This window comes from Stenotrophomonas sp. TWI377 (assembly GCF_039674525.1).
Classification (GTDB): domain Bacteria; phylum Pseudomonadota; class Gammaproteobacteria; order Xanthomonadales; family Xanthomonadaceae; genus Stenotrophomonas.
Window position 1 is genome coordinate 84,222 of sequence record NZ_JBDJNT010000017.1, and the last position, 19,183, is coordinate 103,404.

Below are 19,183 nucleotides of genomic sequence, written 5' to 3' on the forward strand. Positions count from 1 at the left end.
ACTCCGTTGTTGCTGTTGCTTACTTCAGGCTGATGGTGGTGTTGACGCCATGACCCAGCGTCTCGTCATCGAACCAGCGCGAGGTGATGGTCTTGGTCTGGGTGTAGAACATCACCACCTGCTTGCCGTACGGGCCCAGGTCGCCGAGCTTGGAGGCACGCGAGCCGGTGAACGAGAACAGCGGCACCGGCACCGGGATCGGCACGTTGATGCCGACCTGGCCGACGTCGATGTCTTCCTGGAACTTGCGGGCGGCCGCGCCGGACTGGGTGAACAGCGCGGTGCCGTTGCCGTTGGGGTTGGCGTTGATCAGTGCGATGGCATCTTCCAGGGTGTCCGCTTCCAGGATCACCAGCACCGGCCCGAAGATTTCCTCGTCGTACACGCGCATCCCCGGCGTCACGCCGGCGAAGATGGTCGGACCAACGAAGTTGCCCTTCTCGAAGCCATCGACCTGCGGGTTGCGGCCATCGAGCACCAGCTTGGCGCCCTGCTCCACGCCCGAGGCGATCAGGCCTTCGACACGCTCACGCGCGGCGCAGGAGATCACCGGACCGACGTCGGTACCGGCGACACTGCCGCCGCTGACCTTCAGCGTCTTGGCCTTGGCCACCAGGTCCGGCACCCACTCGCGTGCTTCGCCGACCAGCACCAGGGTGGAGGCGGCCATGCAGCGCTGGCCGGCCGCACCGAAGGCGGCACCGACCATCGCGTTGAGGCTCTGTTCCTTGTTCGCATCCGGCAGCACCACGGCGTGGTTCTTGGCGCCCATCATGCACTGCACGCGCTTGCCGGCCAGCGAGGCGCGGTTGTACACATGGGTGCCGACGCGGGTGGAACCGACGAACGAAACGGCCTTGATATCCGGGTGGTCGCAGATCGCGTTGACCACCTCTTCGCCGCCGTGCACGACGTTCAGCACGCCCTTGGGGATACCCGCTTCCAGCGCCAGTTCGACCAGGCGCATGGTGACCATCGGGTCCTGCTCGGACGGCTTGAGGATGAAGGTGTTGCCGGTGGCGATGGCCATCGGGAACATCCACAGCGGAATCATCGCCGGGAAGTTGAACGGGGTGATGCCCGCGCAGACGCCGAGCGGCTGCAGCAGGGTGTAGGTGTCCACGCCGTTGGCCACGTTGTTGGCCAGCTCACCGAGCTGCAGGTTGCCGATCGCGGCAGCGTGCTCGACCACTTCCAGGCCACGGAACACATCGCCCTCGGCATCCGGCACGGTCTTGCCCTGCTCGGCGCTGAGGATGTGGGCCAGCTCGCTCATGTTCTCGCGGATCAGCTGCTGGTACTTCAGGAAGATGCGCGCGCGGGTGCCGATCGGGGTCCTGCGCCAGGTCTTGAACGCTTCCTTGGCCGAGGCGACGGCGGCGTCGACTTCGCTGGGGGTGGCGAACGGGACCTGGGCCAGGACGTCCTGGGTGGCCGGATTGACCACGTTCTGCCAATGCGAGCTGGTCGATTCGATGAACTGGCCATCGATCAACATGCGGATACGGGGCGCTGCAACAGTCATGGACAATCCCGGCGGGTCGAAAGTTGTTGGCATTATTCACAGTGCCACCCTCGATTTCCGGCCTGTATGCGCTTAATCTGGCCAATGCCCGCTACGATTCTTGTGAATTCTGTGAATAGCCAGCCCGTCCAACGCCAGATCGGCCTGCGCCTGCTCAAGCTGCGCGAGCAGCGCGGCTACAGCCAGCTTGCCCTGGCCAGGGCGCTGGGGCTGTCGGCCAGCTACCTGAACCAGATCGAGCGCAACAAGCGGCCGCTGACCCCGGCGGTGCAGGGCAAGCTGCGTGCCGTACTGGGCGACGTCAGCGAGCTGTTCGAGGTCGATGACCCCGGCGCGCTGCAGGAATCGCTGGGCGAGACCCTGCGCGACCTGGGCCTGGCCGATGTCAGCAGCACCGAACTGCGCGCGATGGCGGGCAACCTGCCGCAGATCAGCCGTGCCCTGCTCGACCTGCACCGCCGCCACCTGATGCTGCGCGAGCATGCCGCCGCGCTGGAGTTCCAGCTGGGTGATGTGCACGCCGGGCAGGCGTTGCCCGCGGGCGATCAGGTCCGCGATTTCTTCAACCGCATGCACAACCACATCCCCGAGCTGGATGACCTGGCCGAGCAGCTGTTCGGCGAATGGGGGCTGGTGGCCGGGCACGTGGCGCCGCGCCTGCGCCAGCTGCTGGCCGACCGCCATGGCGTGCTGGTGGAAGTGGGGCCGCTGCAGGCCGGGCGCGAGAAGCGCGTCTACGACGGCGGCAGCCGCACCTTGTGGCTGCCCGACTATCTGGAGCCGGGCCAGCAGGCATTCCAGATGGCCGCCGAGCTGGCGTTGCTGGGCTATGCGGCGCAGATCGATGCGGTGATCGCCCGCGCGGGCTTCGGCGAAGCGGAGCAGATCGCGCAGGCGCGGATCGGCATGTCCAACTACTTCGCCGGTGCGCTGGTGATGCCGTATGCGCAGTTCCTGCGCGCCGCCGAGCACAGCGCATACGACATCGATGCGCTCGCCCATCGCTTCGGCGTGGGCTTCGAGGCGGTCTGCCATCGCTTGAGCACGCTGGCGCGACGCAGCGCGCCCGGCCTGCCGTTCTTCTTCATCCGTGTGGACCGCGCCGGCAATGTCTCCAAACGGCATTCGGCCACCGATTTCCACTTCTCACAGGTGGGCGGCTCGTGCCCGCTGTGGATCGTGTACGAAGCCTTCAACCAACCGGGGCGCGTACTGACCCAGACCGCGCGCATGCCTGACGGACGCCGCCACTTCTGGCTGGCGCGGCAGGTCAGCAGTGGGCCTATCGGGCACGGGCAACCGCGCAAGACCTTCGCAGTGGCGCTGGGCTGCGACCTGCAGCATGCCGAACGGCTGATCTACACACGTGGGCTGGATATCCAGAGCCCGGGCAACTCGGTCTCGATCGGCCCGGGCTGCCGGGTGTGCCCGCGCGAGGATTGCATGCAGCGCGCGTTCCCGCAGCTGCCGGGACGCGGGTAGCGTCGACCGTTGGTCGACTTGCGTCCGATGCCGCGAGTGTTGGCACCGTTGCGAAGAGCTGCCGACCAACGGTCGGCTCTACCGGTCATGTGACGTTTAACGGGAAGCCGACCAACGGCGGGCAGGTCGGATCGGGATGCGGTCCATCGCCGACTCAGTAGATCGGCGTGACCTTCATCTGCGGCAGCGGACGCGGTGCGCCGTCGGTGAGGTCCGGCCCGAGGTCTTCCCAGGTCTGGCCCTGCTCGACCATGTGCCGCCACAGCTGCTGCGATTCGCGCCGTTTGTCTTCCGAACTCAATCGGTAGGACGGCGGCACCGGCATGCCGGTGGCCACACTTTGATACGCCGCTTCGTATGCCGCCACGCGTTGTGCGGGGTCATCGGTGCGTGCCACATCCAGCGTGTAGCGCTGGTAGGCCGAGGCCAGATTGCGCCAGCGGATCCAGTAGTGGTTGGCAAAGGAGAAATCGCAGAAGCGCTCCCCGGCGATGCTGCCCTTGTCGGCGATGCGGCTGAGCACGGCCTGCGGCATGTCCAGGTTCATGCCGCCCTCGTCGCCCTCCAGCGCGACATGCACGATGCGGTCGCGGTAGCCCGGCGCGCGGGCCTGCAGCACATCACGCCAGTTCTGCATGGTCGATACGATCGAAAACAGGAAACCGGACATCTCCGCCGCGGCCATCGGCTGCGCGATGGCGTGGTAGGTGCGTTGCCAGCCATGGCGGTTCTCGGTGGGCAGGAACACGGCCTGCTCCGCGCGCGCATGCGCGTCGCCCTCAGCCACCACGCTCACGGCGTCGGCAGGCTGCGCGTAGACCAGATTGATGCCGAAGGTCGGCCAGCGCGGCAACGCGGCGTCGAACAGGTGGATCGGGAAGTTGCTGCTGATGCCGCCATCGGAGAACCAGCACACACGGAACGCGGTGATCACCGGGCCGCAGTTCTGGCCACCGCTGGTGAGCCCTTCCATGCTGTCGGCGACGTTGGTGTTGTCGCGCCGGGGTTCGGCATCGGCCACCGGCTCACAGCGGCGTTCGCGACGGGTCGGCTCATGCAGCGGTACCGCGCTGATCAGCAGCGGGAAGCTCAGGCTTATCCGCGTGGCGACCAGCACCGGCAGATCCTCGCCATCAACCAGGCGGTAGTAGTCGCGCCCATCGACCTGTTGCGGAGGGCCCGCCCGTGCCATCAGCCACTCGACCACGCTGGCCGGAAACAGCTGCGCGAATTCCTCGCGCAGGAACCAGAAGTGCGCCGCGTTGAACGGCAACGTGCGCGGCTCACTGTGCGACACGCAGGTGGTGATCATCTGCAGCGTGATCGCATGCGCGCCGCTGGGCTCGCCGGGATAGCGTGGCGCCGTGTGCAGATCGCCGAAGGTCAATGGCTGGTCATGCGGCTTGCCGGCCAAGGCCTGCAGCTGGGTGTGCAGCCAATCCGTCAACGCCGGCGAGGAGGCGTTCGGCTGGGTGCTGCCATTGCACAGGCCGAGCAGGTTGCGGCGGGCGACGCGGGCAACGCGCAGCGCCGAGGCCAGTACACCGGCCCCGTAGGCGCACAGCAGCGAGGGCAGCAACGTTGCCCAGATGCCGTCGATGCCCCCTGCCAGATAACCGATCCCGAGCAGGCCGGCCAGTGAGACCAGCAGCTCCACCGGCGCGATGGCGAATACCGCGGCGAGCAGACAGGCGACCTTGCGCAGCAGGCCCGCCTTGCCGGTGAGCATCACCAGCAGGCGATACGCGGTACGCGCGCCATACGCCGGTTGGAACAGGCTGTGGATGAAGCCCTGCCGGGACAGCTGCGCGGACACGTCGGCCAGCCCCGGAAAGCCCACCGCCGCCGCTAGCGGCTCCCCGGCCTGGCGACGCCGATCGCCCAACGCGGCCGCGGCGGCCACGGCGGCGGCAATGGCGCCGGCCGAGGTACCGCCGATACTCTTGAAGCGGTACTCACGGGCCAGCGACAGCACCGCGTTGGGATACACGATGCCGCTGGTGATGCCGCCCTTCATGACCAGATCGCAGTACTTGTCCGCCACGTTGCCGTCCTCTGTCCGCCCGTGCGTGGCCGATCCACGCACCGTCCCCAGCGGTACCCACCACGAGGCAGGCACCCGGAAGATCGATGCCGACAGTATCGCCTGCGCGCTTCTCAGGGCCTGAGAAGCGCGGCACGGAACCGCTTATTCAGCGTTGCCGGACTGCGGCACGCGCCGCACCTGGGACAGGTCGTAACCGAGCGCGGCGATGCGGGTCATGGCCGCTTGATAGTCGGCATCGGAGATGGTCGGGGTGCGCGCCATCAGCCACATGTAGTCGCGCTTGCTGCGACCCACGATGGTCTGCTTGTACTCCGGATCCAGGTCCACGATCACGTACTCGGCCTGGATCGGCCAGATGAACTGCATGCCCCAGATCGCGCCGCCGGTGCCTTCCTTGACCGTCCCGACCGGGTGCATGGTCTTGATCGGTGCCTGGAAGCTGCCCTTGCGATAACGGAAGGTGGTCTGGATGCGGCCGTCCGGACGCAGTGCGTAGGACTCCACGGCATCGAACGCCTCACGCTCGGGTCGGCTGGGGATATGCGCGATCACGTACCAGTCGCCCATGAAGCGCGGCACGTCCACATGCGCCACGGGCGGGATCGGACGGGTGTTGCCGCTGCAGCCGCCGAGCATCATGCCGACAACCAGCAGGGGAACGAGAGCACGGATGGACATGACGGCTTCCTCCAGGAACGTGGGGTGATCACGGACGGTTGAACAGGTAGTGGGCCACCTGCCACTGCTGGCCCTGCTGGTAGCCGAACAGCTCTGCGCAGGCCATCCAGAACATGCGCCAGCGCTGGTGCCACAACGCGGCCGAGGCATCGCCGTAGGTCTGGCGCAGCACAGCCATCACCGCCTCTTTCTCGCGGTCCTGGTTGGCCAGCCAGTGGTTGGCGGTGCGCTCGTAGTGGGTGCCATCCAGCAGCCAGCGCTGCTGCAGCTGCAGATGCTGCTGGAAGAACAGCAGGGTGTCGGCGGCAGGCATCAGGCCACCGGTGAAGAAGTGGCGACCCATCCAGTTGTCGTCGCCCTCGGTTTCGAACGGGTACATCAGCGTGCGGTGCACGAAGATGTGCACGAACAGCTTGCCTTCCGGCCGCAGCCACGCGTGGATGCGCTGCAGCAGCTGCGGGTAGTTGCGCATGTGCTCGAACATCTCGATCGAGACGCAGCGGTCGAAGGTCTCGGCATCGAGCGTCAGGTGATTCACGTCACGGGTCAGCACGGTGACGTTGATCAGGCCACGTGCACGACACTGCCCCAGGATGTACTCGCGCTGGCTGTTGGAGTTGGAGACGGCGGTGATCTGCGCGTTCGGATAGCGCTCGGCCATCCACAGCGTCAGCGAACCCCAGCCGCAGCCCAGCTCAAGAATATGCTGCCCATCGGCCAGCTGCGCGCGCTCACCGTACAGCGCGAGCATCGCCTCTTCGGCCTCGTCCAGGGTTTCAGTGCCCGTGGCGTAGTAGCAGCTGCTGTACTTCAGGCGCTTGCCGAGGCAGCGGTGGAAGAACTCGGCCGGCACTTCGTAGTGCTGGCGATTGGCCGCATCCACGTGCAACGCCACCGCGCTGCTGGTCAGCCCGGCAATCCGCGCAGCGAAGCGCTGCGACTGGACCTGCTGGCCGCCGGCAAGCTCTTCGCGCAGGCGCTGCTCGCACTGGCGGCGGATCCCCAGCCGCAACAGCGCATCGGGCAGCAACCCGCGTTCGGCCAGGCCGGTCAGGCCCGGTGCGTAGTCCGGCAGCGGAAGACGGTCACTGGCAACATTCATGGGGAAGATTCCTTGCGGGCAGGCGACGAACGGGAGGGAAACCACGGAAACAGCATCGGCGTGGTGCGTTGGTACTCGCGGTAATCCTCACCACGCGAGCGCAGTGCCTGCGCCTCGGTGAAGGGAATCCCACTGACCCAACGCAGGAACACGTACATCACCAGCGGGCCGGACCAGGCCAGCCACCACAACGGCGACTGCACGGCCAGCAACACGTAGGTGAACCAGTGCAGCCATTCGAAGAAATAGTTGGGATGCCGCGAGTAGCGCCACAGTCCGTCGCGGCAGGTCTTGCCCTTGTTGGCCGGATCGGCGCGGAAGCGCGCCAGCTGACGGTCGGCCAGCGATTCGCCGCCCACGCTCAGCAGCCACATCGCCACCGCGGCGATCAGCCAGCCCCAACCCTGGGGTGCCGGATTCACCGAGACCGCCACGAACGGCAGTGCGAACAGCACGATCAGCACTGCCTGGAACTGGAAGAAGCCGAAGATCTTTCCCTGGTGGCCGTTCCAGTGCTTGCGCAGATGCTGGTAGCGGCCGTCCTCTGGCTCGCTGCGCACGCGGTGCCACAAGTGCAGCGCCAGACGTGAGCCCCACAGCCCGCCCAGCACCGCCATCGCGATCCGCGGCATCGCCGCGCCATCGCCGAGCAGGGCCAGCAACAGGGCAGACACGCCCACCCCCTTGGCCCAGAGCACATCGACCACGCCGATGTTCTGGTGCCGGCGCTGCCACCACCAGCCCCAGGTCATGATCACGGCGGCATACAGCCACACCACCCACAGCATCTTCATCGTGTGTCTCCCGGAGCGAATGTGGCCAGGGGTAGCGCGCGGGTCTGCCAATGACGGGCACATGCCGCAAGCACCGGCAGTGCGATCGCCCAGCCGAGGCCGAGCAGCAGCACGCCCTGCCACTGCGGTGCGGCAAACACCACCGACGACCAGCCGCGTGCGGCGGACAGGTACGCCAGCGGCGCCAGCAGCAGACCGACCATCGCGGCAACCACCAGATGCCGTTGCAGCACCGCGAATGACACCGTGAGCGTCATCGCGAACGCGGCCCACAGCGCGAGGATCCAGACCGGGGCGATCCACGCAGAATCATTGCCAGCCGCGTACAGCACCCAGCCGGAGGCGCCAGCCAGTCCGTCAACGACCAAGCCGCAGCCGATCGCGACCAGCATCAGTTTCAACTCCACCGATGGTTGCGCCGACTGCGCCAGCTGACTGCCCACGTACACGGCCGCCGCCACCAGTGCGGGCCAGCGGAGGCCATGACCGGCGCCGATCACGGCGCACAGCCAGACCAGCTGGTTGCCGATCACGTTGGCCCAGAAACGCAGCACTTCAGCCCTCCCCGGCAATCAGCGCGGGCCGGTACCCCGGACGCGCCATCAACAGGTGCGAAACGCCGATGGAGCGCTCCAGGAAGCCACCTTCGCAATACGCCAGGTAGAACTCCCACATTCGGATGAAGCCCGCATCGAAGCCCTGCGCGCGCACGGCCGGCAGCTGGGCCATGAAGCGCTGGCGCCACGCGCGCAACGTCAGCGCGTACGACGGGCCGAAATCGTGCTGGCCGATCAGCTGCAGATCACTGCTGCGGGTCTTGGCGGCGACGATGGCGTTGATCGAGGGGATGAAGCTGCCGGGGAACACGAAGCGCTTGATGTAATCGACGCTGCGCCGCGCCTGCTCGTAACGCTGGTCTTCGATGGTGATGGCCTGCAGCAGCGCCAGACCGTCATCCTTGAGCAGACGGGTAAGCGTGGCGAAGTAGGTGTCCAGGTACTGCGCGCCGATCGCCTCGATCATCTCGATGGAAACGAGCTTGTCGTACTGCCCGTCCAGATCGCGGTAATCCTTGAGCAGCAGGGTGACCTTGTCCTGCAGCCCGGCCGCCTCGACCCGCTGCTTGGCCAGCGTGTACTGCTCCACCGAGATGGTGGTGGTGGTGACGTGGCAGCCGATATGGCGGGCCGCGTACAGCGCGAAGCCGCCCCAGCCGGTGCCGATCTCGACCACGCGATCAGACGCGGTGAGCTGGAGCTGCTCGCAGATGCGGGCCAGCTTGCGCTCGGACGCCGCCTCCAGCGTGTCTTGCGGGCTGGCATACAGCGCCGAGGAGTACATCAGGTCCGGCGACAGGAACAGCGAGAAGAACGGATTGCCCAGGTCGTAATGCGCAGCGATGTTACGGCGACTGCCCTCGCGCGTGTTGCGACGCAGCCGGTTCCAGCCCTTGAGCAGCCAGCCGCCGATGCGCGCCGGGCCACGCTCCATGCCATCGAGCAGATCCCGGTTGCGCACCAGCAGCTGCACCAGCGCGACGAGGTCATCGCAGCGCCAGTCACCGCGGATATAGGCCTCGCCTGCACCGACGCTGCCCTGCGCGGCCACCGCGCGGTAGAAACCGGGGTCGTCCACCCAGACCGTCACCTGGGGCGTGGTGTCCGGATCGCCGATCACCACATCGCCCACGGCATCGCGCAGCCGTAGATGCCCACCTCGCAGCGGTGCCAGCTGGGCCAGCAGGCGCCCGCGCAGGAACCCTTCGAGGGTGGACGGTTGCGGCACGGCCACCGCACGGGTCATGTCGTTCATGGGGATTTTCCGGCAAGCGAAGGATGGTCGTGGACGGGGTTGCGCTTGAGCCACAGGCGCAGCGCCTGCCAGTGGATCGCGGCCACCACCTTGAGGGTCATCAGCGGGTAACGCAGCAGCACGCCCGCCAGGCCACGACCGGTGAGTGGATGGCGCTGCATCACCAGATCGGCATCGAACTGGCACACGCCCTCTCGCCACACCTGCATGTGCACGTGCAGGTCATCGCCCGGCGCGGTGAAGCGCCAGCGGTACTCGCAGTCCATCTGCATGAAGGGGGAGACGTGGAACTGCTTGTCGAAGGACCAGCACAGCGCGCGGCCCTGGGCATCGGCCTGCGCCACCGGCAGTACGTAGGCGTGGCGCTCCTTCCACGGCGTGTTGGTGATCTCCGCCACGATGCTGTCCAGCGTGGTGCCGTCGGCGGCGTAGCAGTAGTAGAAGCTCACCGGATTGAACACATGGCCGGCGTAGCGCGGATGCGTGAGCAGACGGATCGGCCCGGCCGGCGCGCGGCCCAAGGCCTCGGTGATGCGTGCGCGCACGGCATCGGCCAGCGGTTGATCCGGCGCGCCGAGATAGTCGCTGCGGCGGAACTCGACCACGTTGCGGCGGCCCACCGACCACAGCCAGCGCCGCTCGAACAGGCGCGGCAGTTCATCCAGATCCAGCAGCAGCTGCGCGATCGGATAGCCGAACGCGTGCGTATGCGGCGCGTGTCGCCGATGGCGCATCCAGCCGCGATAGATCGCACTGGCGCTCATGCCGGAAGTGCCTCGGCCAGCGGCCAGTAGGATTCGGCATCCAACGCCTGCAATGCATCGACCACGCGGCGGGCACTGCGGATGCCATCTTCGTGGAAGCCCCAGCCCCAGTACGCACCCGCGAACCAGGTGCGACGATGGCCCTGGATTTCGGCCCAGCGCTGCTGGGCACGCACCATCGCGTGATCGTGCACCGGGTGGGCGTACTGCAGGCGGCGCAGCACGGTGGATGGATCGATGGCCTCGCTGCGGTTGAGGGTGACCACCAGGGGCGTGGGCGTGTCGATGCCCTGCAGCAGGTTCATGCAGTAGCTGACCGTGCACGGTGCCAGCGGATCGCGCGGCACATGCGCGTTCCAGGCGGCCCAGGCCTTGCGGTCGCGCGGCAGCAGGCTGGCATCGGTATGCAGCACCACCTCGTTGGGCTGGTAGCGGATCGCGCCCAGCACCGCGCGCTCGGTGAGATCGGCATCGGACAGCAGGGCCAGCGCCTGGTCGCTGTGGCAGGCCAGCACCAGCTGGTCGAAGCCTTCCAGCCCGGCAGCGCTGTGTACGCGCACGCCATGCTCGTGGCGCTCCACGCCGAACACCGGGCACTCCAGCCGCTCGCGCACCTGCCAGCGGCTGCGCAGCGCCTCGACATATCGCGCCGAGCCGCCTTGGACCACGCGCCACGGCGCGCGGCCGGTCATCTGCAGCATCTGGTGGTTGGCCATGAACTGCACGAGGTAGCGCGCCGGGAAGGCGGCCAGGCTGGCCGTGGGCGACGACCACAGCGCCGAGGCCATCGGCAGCAGATGTTCGTCGATGAAAGTGCGGCCGTAACGGCCCTTGGCCAGGAAGTCGCCCAACGAGGGGCCTTCATCGTCGCTGTCCAGCAGCGCCGGTGCCTCGCGGTAGAACCGGCGCAGGTCGCGCAGCATGCCCCAGAAGCGTGGCGACACCAGATTGCGGCGCTGGCAGAACAGGGTGTCCAGCGAGGTCGCGTTGTACTCCAGCCCACTGCGCTCGCTGTGCACCGAAAAGCTCATCGTGGTCGGCTGCGAAGCCACACCCAGCTCATCGAACAGGCCGGTCAGCAAGGGGTAGTGGGCGGGGTTGAACACGATGAAGCCGGTGTCCACCGCCTGCGTGCGGCCATCGACCTCCACCTCGTGCGTGTGGGTGTGGCCACCCAGATAGTCATTGGCCTCGAACAGGGTCACTTCGTGCTGCTGGCTCAGCCACCACGCACTGGAGAGGCCAGCGATGCCCGATCCGATCACGGCGATCCGCATGTCAGTGCTCCGCCTTGGCCAGCACCCAGGCCGGCACGGGTTTGAGATCACGCACCAGCCCGAGCGCGGCCATCGCACGCAGGCCATACCAGGTGACATCCACTTCCCACCAGTAGAAGCCCTGGCGGGCAGTCCCCGGGAAGAAATGGTGGTTGTTGTGCCAGCCTTCGCCAAAGGTCAGCAGGGCGAGCCACAGGTTGTTGCGGCTGTCGTCACCGGTGTTGAAACGCTGGCGGCCGAAACGATGTGCCAGCGAGTTGATGGTCACCGTGGCGTGGAACAGCACCACGGTGGAGATGAAGAACCCCCACACCAGCATCTGCCCACCGCTGGTGCCCCACGACGGCGCGATGCGCTCCAGCAGGGCACCCAGGCCGAACAATGCAGCGGCCAGCGCGACCGGCACCAGGGTGTCGAAGCGGTCCAGCCAGCGCAGCTCCGGGTACCTGGCCAGATCGGGAATGCGCGACCAGTCGGTGCGGAAGCCTTCCACGGTGAGGAACCAGCCCATGTGGCTCCACCAGAAGCCATGCACCGAGGGCGAATGCGGATCGGCGGCGGTATCGGTATGACGATGGTGATTGCGATGATGCGCGGCCCACCACAACGGGCCGCGCTGCACGCTGGAGGCGCCGATCAACGCGAAGATGAACTGCACGGCGCGCGACGTCTGGAAGGTGCGGTGGGAGAAGTAGCGGTGGTAGAACGCGGTGATCGCGAACATGCGCACCGCGTACAGCGCGACCGCCACGCCGACCGCGACCCAGGACACGCCCACCCAGATCACCGCAAGACACGCCAGATGCATCGCCGCGAAGGGGATCGCCCGCACCCAGTCCACGCGCTGCGGCTGGTCCGTCGCGACAGCCGCATCGGTGCTGGTGTCGAACCAGCGCAGCAGCGTCGCCCAGCGACGTGGCTGTGCGGTGCGTCCTGCGTCCGGGGTGGGGCTGTCCGACATGACTCGCTTCTCCTGAGGCGTTAACAGGAGATACGGGAGGCGGCAGCGTTTGGATGCACGGATCCGGAAAAAAACGCTGCTCGGGTACGATTACAGGTTGGCGATGTCGCCCTTGGCGATGATCGGACCGGTCGGAACGCCCTGCGGCGCACCGGTCGACGGTTCAAGTGTGATCGCCAACACAGACCCATTCACGAGAGCATCACGCAGCGTGTCCGGCACGGCAACGGTGTGGGCGCGATCTATCGAAACAAGACCGAGCGAACGCGGCGCGCCCCCGGCCGGGATCAGCCACAGCTCCGGTGCACGGCCGGCGGCATCGGCGGCGGCGGGTACCGGCACCATCAGCACCTTGCCCTGGGCCTTGTCGACGGAGGCCAGCCACCCGGGCGTGCCATCGTCGTGCAACAGCGGCGTCACCGGCTTGGTCGCCTGTTCCGGCTCGGCCGGCGTCGTCGGCGCGGTCGGCGTGACCGCCACCGGCGTCGGTGCAGGTGCGGTGGGCTCCAGATCGCGGCGACTGAACACGGCTACCAACGCCAGCGCGGCGGCCAGCGCGGCGGCCAGCGCGGTCATGCCCTGCCAGAAGCCGGTGCGCTGCCAGACCCGGGGCGAGGCGGTCGTTGCTGCGGGCCAGCCGAGCGAGGTGCGGATGCGGGGCCACAGATGCGCAGGCACCGCTTCACTGCCAAACGATTCAAGCAACGGCGCGAGGCGGTTCTCCCATTGCGTCACCAACCGCGCAAAGCCGGGATCGCTGGCGAGGCGGCGTTCCACGTCGATACGTTGGGCGGCATCAAGCACCCCCAGCACGTATTCGCCGGCCAGGATGTCGGCGCTCGGCGGCTCGCCGTCGTCATGCAGATCGTGGAGGTCGCGAACGTTCATCGTTCCAGGCACACCCGCAGTTGACCCAGCCCGCGGCGGATCCAGCTCTTCACCGAGCCCAGCGGCGAACCAATGCGGCGCGCGAGTTCTTCATAGCTCGCGCCATCGAGGAAGGCCAGCCGGATCAAGGATCGACGGCGCGGTTCCAGGCTCTCCAGACAGTCCTGCAGGCGCTCGTGGTCGGAGGCCTGCTCGGCGGCGTGCGCAGGCTGTGGGGCGAAATCGGGAATCTCCTCCGCCACGGAGAGGTCATCCAGCGCGCGCGGCGGCGCGGCCCGCAGGCGGTCGATCGAGCGGTTGCGGGCCATCATCGACAGCCAGGTCATGGCCGCCGCCTTGGCGCGGTCGAACTGTGCCGCCTTGTTCCAGACCGTGGTGAAGACGTCCTGCAGCACCTCTTCGGCATCGCCGCGGTCGCGCAGCACATGCAGGCAGATGGCGAACAAGCGTCCCGATGACAATTGGTAGACCGATTCGAACGCCTGGCGATCACCGCCGGCGACGCGGACGAGCAGCTCGTCCAGACGGTGTGATGCGGCAGCGGCGGCGTCCAGCTCGGGCATTGCAGGCTCAATGTCGATAACGGGCGTATCGGCATCCTCCCTGCTCCCGCCGCTGCCTGCAAGGGGGCGCTCAGGCACCGCATGTCTTCACCAGCGGCTGCGTACGCGCGGCGGACAACTCGGCCGCAGGCGTGGCAACGGGAGCCGCCGGAAACTCGACCCGCACCTGCGGGTACTTTCCCTTCTCATCGCGGACGTTGCCGGTACCGGTGAACTGCAGCAGCCGCTGGTCCGCGGTGGCATAGACCAAGGTGACCGGGGGCACTGCGAAACCGAACCACGCATCGAGCTTCATCTGCAGCTGCTGGGCCGGTTGACCCTGCCAGGTCACCGCGCCGGTGCGTTGCAGTTTCAGTGGCACCAGGCGCTGACGGCTGGGCAGCAGGAACTGGAACGCCACGCTCTGCCCGGCCTGCAACGCAGCCCAATGGCTGCGCACCGCCGCGTCGAAACCGGCATCCACCACCGCGCCCGGCGGAACCGCGATCGCGCGGCTGAAGGTCGGCGCCTGCGCGTTGGCGCGGACCGATACCTGGCGCGTCGCCGCAGCACCGCGCACGCCTTCCTGATAGCCGTCGCGGCCATCGTCCAGGGTGAAATCCGGCGTCTGTGGGCTGCCCTGCGGCGTCATCCACTTGCGCGCGAACGGACGCCCGTCGCTGCAGCGGTACAGCACCAGCCGCGACTGTGCGCTGGCCGGCCCCTGCAGCCAGTGCGTCTCGCGGTAAAGCAGGCGCCCATCCGCGGCGGCATACGCGCGGCCCTCCTGGCGCTGCACGGTCTGATCGGCGGCACTTACGGGGGCGGCGATCACCGACAGCAGCAGGATCAGGCAGGGCAAGGGCTGGCGCATGGGGGTCCAACGAGCGGGCTTGCAGGGAGATACGCAGTTGGCGGTGGTTTGGATGCAGTGGGGAACAGATCGAGCGCGCAGCTCCGCCTGCTCCCCTTGACCGACGCCTCAAGTCGGCCTACCTTATGCTCGCCGAAGGTATCCATCGCTTCATGCAGATGAAGGGATGGATTTAAACGGGAATCCGGTGAAGGCGCATCCGCGCCCATTCCGGAGCTGCCCCGCAGCGGTGAATGGAAACGACTCCTGCCAACAGCACTGGGCCTTCGCGCCTGGGAAGCGGCAGGTACTAGGTGGGCGCGTGCGCCCGTGTCCATCAGCCCGAATACCGGCCCCGGCCGGAGGACATGACCGTCCTCCGATTCGACCTGGAACGTCCGCGGGGAGGTTGCCGGGGCCTGCCGCCATGCCGCCTGCCTGGCGCTGCCCCCGTGCGTCCGCTTCACGGCATCCGGTTCGCCCGCGGGGGCGAAGGTCGCTGGCGGGGCGGAACGGGCTGCAAGGCCCCGGACGGCGCGCGGTTCCTTCGTTCCTCAATGCCCCTACGCAATGAGGACACGTTCCAATGACCACTGTTACCAACCTGGGTTTTCCACGCATCGGCGCCAAGCGCGAACTCAAGCGCGCGCTCGAAGCCTTCTGGTCCGGCGAAAGCACCGCCGCGTCGCTGCAGGACACCGCGGCCGAGCTGCGCGAACGCCACTGGCAGCTGCAGCGCGAGGCCGGCGTGGATGTGCCGCCGAGCAACGACTTCAGCCTGTACGACCAGGTGCTGGATGCGGCCTTCCTGTTCGATGCGATCCCGGCCCGCTACCGCGCGCTCGCCGATGCCGAGCCGCTGAGCGGCTACTTCGCGATGGCGCGTGGCCTGCAGAGCGATGGCATCGACCTGCACGCGCTGGAAATGACCAAGTGGTTCGACACCAACTACCACTACCTGGTGCCCGAACTGCATGCCGGCCAGACCTTCGCGGTGCGCGGCGACAAGCCGCTGGCCGAGTACCGCCAGGCCAAGGCGCTCGGGATCGAGACCCGTCCGGTACTGATCGGCCCGGTGACCTTCCTGCGGCTGTCCAAGACCACCGACGGCAGCAACGCGCTGGACCTGCTCGATGCGCTGCTGCCGGTGTACGTGCAGCTGCTCGGCGAACTCAAGGCTGCCGGCGCGGCGTGGGTGCAGCTGGACGAGCCGCTGCTGGTGCAGGACCTGGACGAGGCCACACGTGCTGCCTTCGAGCATGCCTATGCGGTGCTGGCCCAGGCTGCCCGCCCCAAGGTGCTGGTGGCGACGTATTTTGGTGCGCTGGAAGACAACCTCGCGCTGGCCGCCTCGCTGCCGGTCGATGGTCTGCATGTGGATCTTGTCCGCGCGCCGGAACAGCTCGATGCGGTGATCAAGGCGCTGCCCGCCGGTCGCGTGCTGTCGGCCGGACTGGTCAATGGCCGCAACATCTGGCGCACCCATCTGGACAACGCCCTGGTGCTGGCGCGTTATGCGCACGGCCATGTGGGCAGCGATGCGCTGTGGCTGGCGCCGTCGTGTTCGCTGCTGCATAGCCCGGTCGACCTGGACCACGAAAAGAAGCTCGATGACGAACTGCGCAGCTGGCTGGCCTTCTCCAGGCAGAAGCTCGGCGAGCTGCGCGTGCTGGCTGATGCGATCGATGCGCCGGCGCGTGCCGAAGCGCCGCTCGCCCATTCGCGTGCGTGCATCGAATCGCGCCGTCGTTCGCCACGCGTGCACAACCCGGCCGTCGCCGCGCGTCTTTCCTCGCTGACCCCAGCCGATGCACAGCGCCACAGCCGCTACCCGCAGCGCCACCTGGCCCAGGCCGCCGCGCTGAAGCTGCCGCGCTTCCCGACCACCACGATCGGCTCGTTCCCGCAGACGCTGGAGGTACGTGAGGCCCGCGCCCGCAACAAGTCCGGCAAGCTCTCCGATGCGGATTACGATGCGTTCCTGGCGACCCAGACCGAGCACTGCGTGCGCGTGCAGGAACAGATTGGACTGGACGTGCTGGTGCACGGCGAGTTCGAGCGCAACGACATGGTCGAGTACTTCGGCGAGCAGCTCGATGGTTTCGCCTTCACCAAGAACGGCTGGGTGCAGAGCTACGGCTCGCGCTGCGTGAAGCCGCCGGTGATCTTCGGCGATGTGACCCGCCCACAGCCGATGACGGTGCGCTGGTCGCAGTACGCGCAGTCGCTCACCCAGCGGCCGATGAAGGGCATGCTGACCGGCCCGGTAACGGTGCTGCAGTGGTCGTTCGTGCGCGATGACCAATCGCGGGCGGACACCTGCCGCCAGATCGCGCTGGCGCTGCGCGATGAAGTGACCGATCTGGAAGCGGCCGGCATCGGCGTGATCCAGATCGACGAGCCGGCGATCCGTGAAGGCCTGCCGCTGCGCCGTGCCCAATGGCGCGAGTACCTGGACTGGGCGGTGGAAGCGTTCCGGATCAGCGCCAGCGGCGTGCGCGATGCAACCCAGATCCACACGCACATGTGCTATTCCGAGTTCAACGACATCATCCACTCGGTGGCGGCGATGGATGCGGACGTGATCTCGATCGAGACCTCGCGCTCGCGCATGGAGCTGCTGGATGCCTTCGTGCGCTTCCAGTATCCCAACGAGATCGGCCCGGGCGTGTACGACATCCACTCCCCGCGCGTGCCGGACAAGGCCGAGATGCTGGCCCTGCTGCGCAAGGCCGCCGAAGTGCTGCGTCCCGAGCAGATCTGGGTCAACCCGGACTGCGGCCTGAAGACCCGCGGCTGGCCGGAAACCCGTGCCGCGCTGGAAGCGCTGGTGGCCGCCGCCCGCGAACTGCGCGAGGAAACCGCGGACGCCAACGCCGCCTGATCTTCCCTTTGTAGACCGCCCCAAGGACCCCATCGCCGCCGTTGCCGGCGGTGGGGTCGACGAGAAACGCATGAACCCGCATGACCTGACACCGATCGACCGCCCCACCCTGTCGCTTCCCGACGGCCACACCAAGCTGCTGCTGCATTCGTGCTGCGCGCCGTGCTCGGGCGAGGTCATGGAGGCGATCACCGCCTCCGGCATCGACTACACGATCTTCTTCTACAACCCCAACATCCACCCCGTGAAGGAATACGAACTGCGCAAGCAGGAGAACATCCGCTTCGCCGAGAAACATGGCGTACCGTTCGTCGACGCCGACTACGACACCGACAACTGGTTCGCGCGTGCGCGTGGCATGGAGAACGAACCCGAGCGCGGCATCCGCTGCACGATGTGCTTCGACATGCGCTTCGTGCGCACTGCGCTGTACGCGCACGAGAACGGCTTTGCGGTGATCAGCAGCTCGCTGGGCATCTCACGCTGGAAGGACATGAACCAGATCAACGACTGTGGTCACCGCGCCGCCGCACACTACCCGGGCATCCAGTACTGGGATTACAACTGGCGCAAGGGCGGCGGTGCCGCGCGGATGGTGGAGATCAGCAAGCGCGAGCAGTTCTATCAGCAGGAATACTGCGGCTGCGTGTACTCGCTGCGCGACGCCAACCGCCACCGCCGTGAGACCGGCCGGGAGCGGATCAAACTGGGCGTGCTGTACTACGGCGATGGCACCTCGAAGCAGGGCGACGCCGACTGACCGCTGCAGGGGCGTCGGCTAGACTGGGCGCCCCTACAGCCGTGAAGCCGCCATGAGCCGTTACCCCGCCGATGTCGCCCTGGTCGTGATCGACCTGCAGCCGGACTTCATGCCCGGTGGCGCACTGGCCTGCGTGGACGGCGATGCGATCGTGCCGGACATTGCCGCCCTGCTGGCCGAACGCCGGTACGCCACCGTGGTGGCGACCCAGGACTGGCACCCGGCCGACCACGCCTCCTTCGCCAGCCAGCACCCGGGGCATCTGCCGTTCGAAGCGATCCTGCTGCACGCCCAGCCGCAGACCCTGTGGCCGGACCACTGCGTGCAGGGCAGCGATGGCGCCGTGCTGCATCCGGGCGTGGACTGGACGGTGGCTGACCTGATCCTGCGCAAGGGCACCCGGCGCGAGGTGGACTCATACAGTGCTTTCCGTGAAAACCATGGTCCCGACGGCACCCGCCCCGCCACCGGCCTGGCCGGCTGGCTGCATGAGCGCGGCATCCGCGAGGTACATGTGTGCGGCCTGGCGCGCGATTACTGCGTGCTGTGGAGCGCGCAGGACGCGATGAAATCCGGGTTCCGGGTGAAGTTCCTGTGGGACCTGACCCGGCCGGTGACCGAGGCCAACGATGGGATGGTGCGCGAGGCGTTGGCCAAGGCGAAGATCGCGGTTATCTGACGGGCGACCTCCGGGCGCCAGCCGGAACGGCGTACCGACCAACGGTCGGTACCTACCGGATCAAAGAACGATCGGCGGGTGCTGGCCGTGCGCTGGTAGTGCCGGCCGCTGGCCGGCTCCCGATACCGTTTGGGG

Annotated in this window: 17 protein-coding genes and 1 riboswitch; of the genes, 4 read left to right on the forward strand and 13 right to left on the reverse strand. The window is 67.4% G+C overall.

Annotated features, from left to right (window positions below):
* Nucleotides 1–19 precede the first annotated feature (19 nt).
* On the reverse strand, nucleotides 20–1,525 hold the full coding sequence (locus ABE546_RS14575; protein ID WP_346464226.1) for a CoA-acylating methylmalonate-semialdehyde dehydrogenase: 1,506 nt from the start codon (nucleotides 1,523–1,525) through the stop codon (nucleotides 20–22).
* Between the two features lie 111 nt (nucleotides 1,526–1,636).
* Between ABE546_RS14575 and ABE546_RS14580 the strand changes: the two genes are divergently transcribed.
* Nucleotides 1,637–3,007, forward strand: a complete 1,371-nt coding sequence (locus tag ABE546_RS14580) for a short-chain fatty acyl-CoA regulator family protein (RefSeq protein ID WP_313219896.1) — start codon at nucleotides 1,637–1,639, stop codon at nucleotides 3,005–3,007.
* A gap of 154 nt (nucleotides 3,008–3,161) precedes the next feature.
* On the opposite strand, the gene ABE546_RS14585 is transcribed toward ABE546_RS14580, so the two are convergent.
* From ABE546_RS14585 to ABE546_RS14640, 12 genes are all read right to left on the reverse strand, one after another.
* Nucleotides 3,162–5,051 carry an RpoH suppressor gene (locus tag ABE546_RS14585; RefSeq protein WP_346464227.1) on the reverse strand — a complete coding sequence of 630 codons (1,890 nt, stop codon included), beginning with the start codon at nucleotides 5,049–5,051 and terminating at the stop codon, nucleotides 3,162–3,164.
* Between the two features lie 144 nt (nucleotides 5,052–5,195).
* Nucleotides 5,196–5,732 carry a lipocalin family protein gene (locus tag ABE546_RS14590; protein ID WP_313208876.1) on the reverse strand — a complete coding sequence of 179 codons (537 nt, stop codon included), beginning with the start codon at nucleotides 5,730–5,732 and terminating at the stop codon, nucleotides 5,196–5,198.
* A 28-nt stretch (nucleotides 5,733–5,760) separates the two neighbouring features.
* Nucleotides 5,761–6,834 (reverse strand): class I SAM-dependent methyltransferase, encoded by a 1,074-nt coding sequence (locus ABE546_RS14595; protein WP_346464229.1) that lies wholly within the window; start codon nucleotides 6,832–6,834, stop codon nucleotides 5,761–5,763.
* Nucleotides 6,831–7,628 (reverse strand): DUF1295 domain-containing protein, encoded by a 798-nt coding sequence (locus ABE546_RS14600; protein ID WP_346464231.1) that lies wholly within the window; start codon nucleotides 7,626–7,628, stop codon nucleotides 6,831–6,833. Before ABE546_RS14600 ends, ABE546_RS14595 begins: the two co-directional genes overlap by 4 nt.
* On the reverse strand, nucleotides 7,625–8,182 hold the full coding sequence (locus ABE546_RS14605) for a DUF2878 domain-containing protein (RefSeq protein WP_346464233.1): 558 nt from the start codon (nucleotides 8,180–8,182) through the stop codon (nucleotides 7,625–7,627). The genes ABE546_RS14600 and ABE546_RS14605 overlap by 4 nt, the downstream gene beginning before the upstream one ends.
* A gap of 1 nt (nucleotide 8,183) precedes the next feature.
* Nucleotides 8,184–9,440, reverse strand: coding sequence for a cyclopropane-fatty-acyl-phospholipid synthase family protein (locus tag ABE546_RS14610; RefSeq protein ID WP_346464235.1), 1,257 nt, complete (start codon nucleotides 9,438–9,440; stop codon nucleotides 8,184–8,186).
* Nucleotides 9,437–10,204, reverse strand: a complete 768-nt coding sequence (locus ABE546_RS14615) for a DUF1365 domain-containing protein (RefSeq protein WP_346464237.1) — start codon at nucleotides 10,202–10,204, stop codon at nucleotides 9,437–9,439. Before ABE546_RS14615 ends, ABE546_RS14610 begins: the two co-directional genes overlap by 4 nt.
* Nucleotides 10,201–11,481 carry an FAD-dependent oxidoreductase gene (locus ABE546_RS14620; RefSeq protein WP_346464239.1) on the reverse strand — a complete coding sequence of 427 codons (1,281 nt, stop codon included), beginning with the start codon at nucleotides 11,479–11,481 and terminating at the stop codon, nucleotides 10,201–10,203. Before ABE546_RS14620 ends, ABE546_RS14615 begins: the two co-directional genes overlap by 4 nt.
* A 1-nt stretch (nucleotide 11,482) precedes the next feature.
* Nucleotides 11,483–12,382 carry an acyl-CoA desaturase gene (locus ABE546_RS14625; RefSeq protein WP_346464252.1) on the reverse strand — a complete coding sequence of 300 codons (900 nt, stop codon included), beginning with the start codon at nucleotides 12,380–12,382 and terminating at the stop codon, nucleotides 11,483–11,485.
* Nucleotides 12,383–12,532: 150 nt separating this feature from the next.
* On the reverse strand, nucleotides 12,533–13,330 hold the full coding sequence (locus tag ABE546_RS14630) for an anti-sigma factor (RefSeq protein ID WP_346464241.1): 798 nt from the start codon (nucleotides 13,328–13,330) through the stop codon (nucleotides 12,533–12,535).
* Nucleotides 13,327–13,893 (reverse strand): sigma-70 family RNA polymerase sigma factor, encoded by a 567-nt coding sequence (locus tag ABE546_RS14635; protein ID WP_346464243.1) that lies wholly within the window; start codon nucleotides 13,891–13,893, stop codon nucleotides 13,327–13,329. The genes ABE546_RS14630 and ABE546_RS14635 overlap by 4 nt, the downstream gene beginning before the upstream one ends.
* A gap of 70 nt (nucleotides 13,894–13,963) precedes the next feature.
* Nucleotides 13,964–14,746, reverse strand: a complete 783-nt coding sequence (locus ABE546_RS14640; protein ID WP_346464245.1) for a hypothetical protein — start codon at nucleotides 14,744–14,746, stop codon at nucleotides 13,964–13,966.
* A gap of 119 nt (nucleotides 14,747–14,865) precedes the next feature.
* A riboswitch (cobalamin riboswitch) is annotated at nucleotides 14,866–15,098 on the forward strand.
* A 213-nt stretch (nucleotides 15,099–15,311) separates the two neighbouring features.
* Here ABE546_RS14640 and metE point away from each other — a divergent pair.
* From metE to pncA, 3 genes are all read left to right on the forward strand, one after another.
* Nucleotides 15,312–17,609, forward strand: a complete 2,298-nt coding sequence (gene metE / locus ABE546_RS14645) for a 5-methyltetrahydropteroyltriglutamate--homocysteine S-methyltransferase (RefSeq protein ID WP_346464247.1) — start codon at nucleotides 15,312–15,314, stop codon at nucleotides 17,607–17,609.
* A gap of 70 nt (nucleotides 17,610–17,679) precedes the next feature.
* Nucleotides 17,680–18,369 (forward strand): epoxyqueuosine reductase QueH, encoded by a 690-nt coding sequence (locus tag ABE546_RS14650; RefSeq protein ID WP_121044311.1) that lies wholly within the window; start codon nucleotides 17,680–17,682, stop codon nucleotides 18,367–18,369.
* A 52-nt stretch (nucleotides 18,370–18,421) separates the two neighbouring features.
* A complete protein-coding gene (gene pncA / locus ABE546_RS14655; protein WP_313208888.1) occupies nucleotides 18,422–19,048 on the forward strand; it encodes a bifunctional nicotinamidase/pyrazinamidase in 627 nt (208 codons plus the stop codon).
* Nucleotides 19,049–19,183 lie beyond the last annotated feature (135 nt).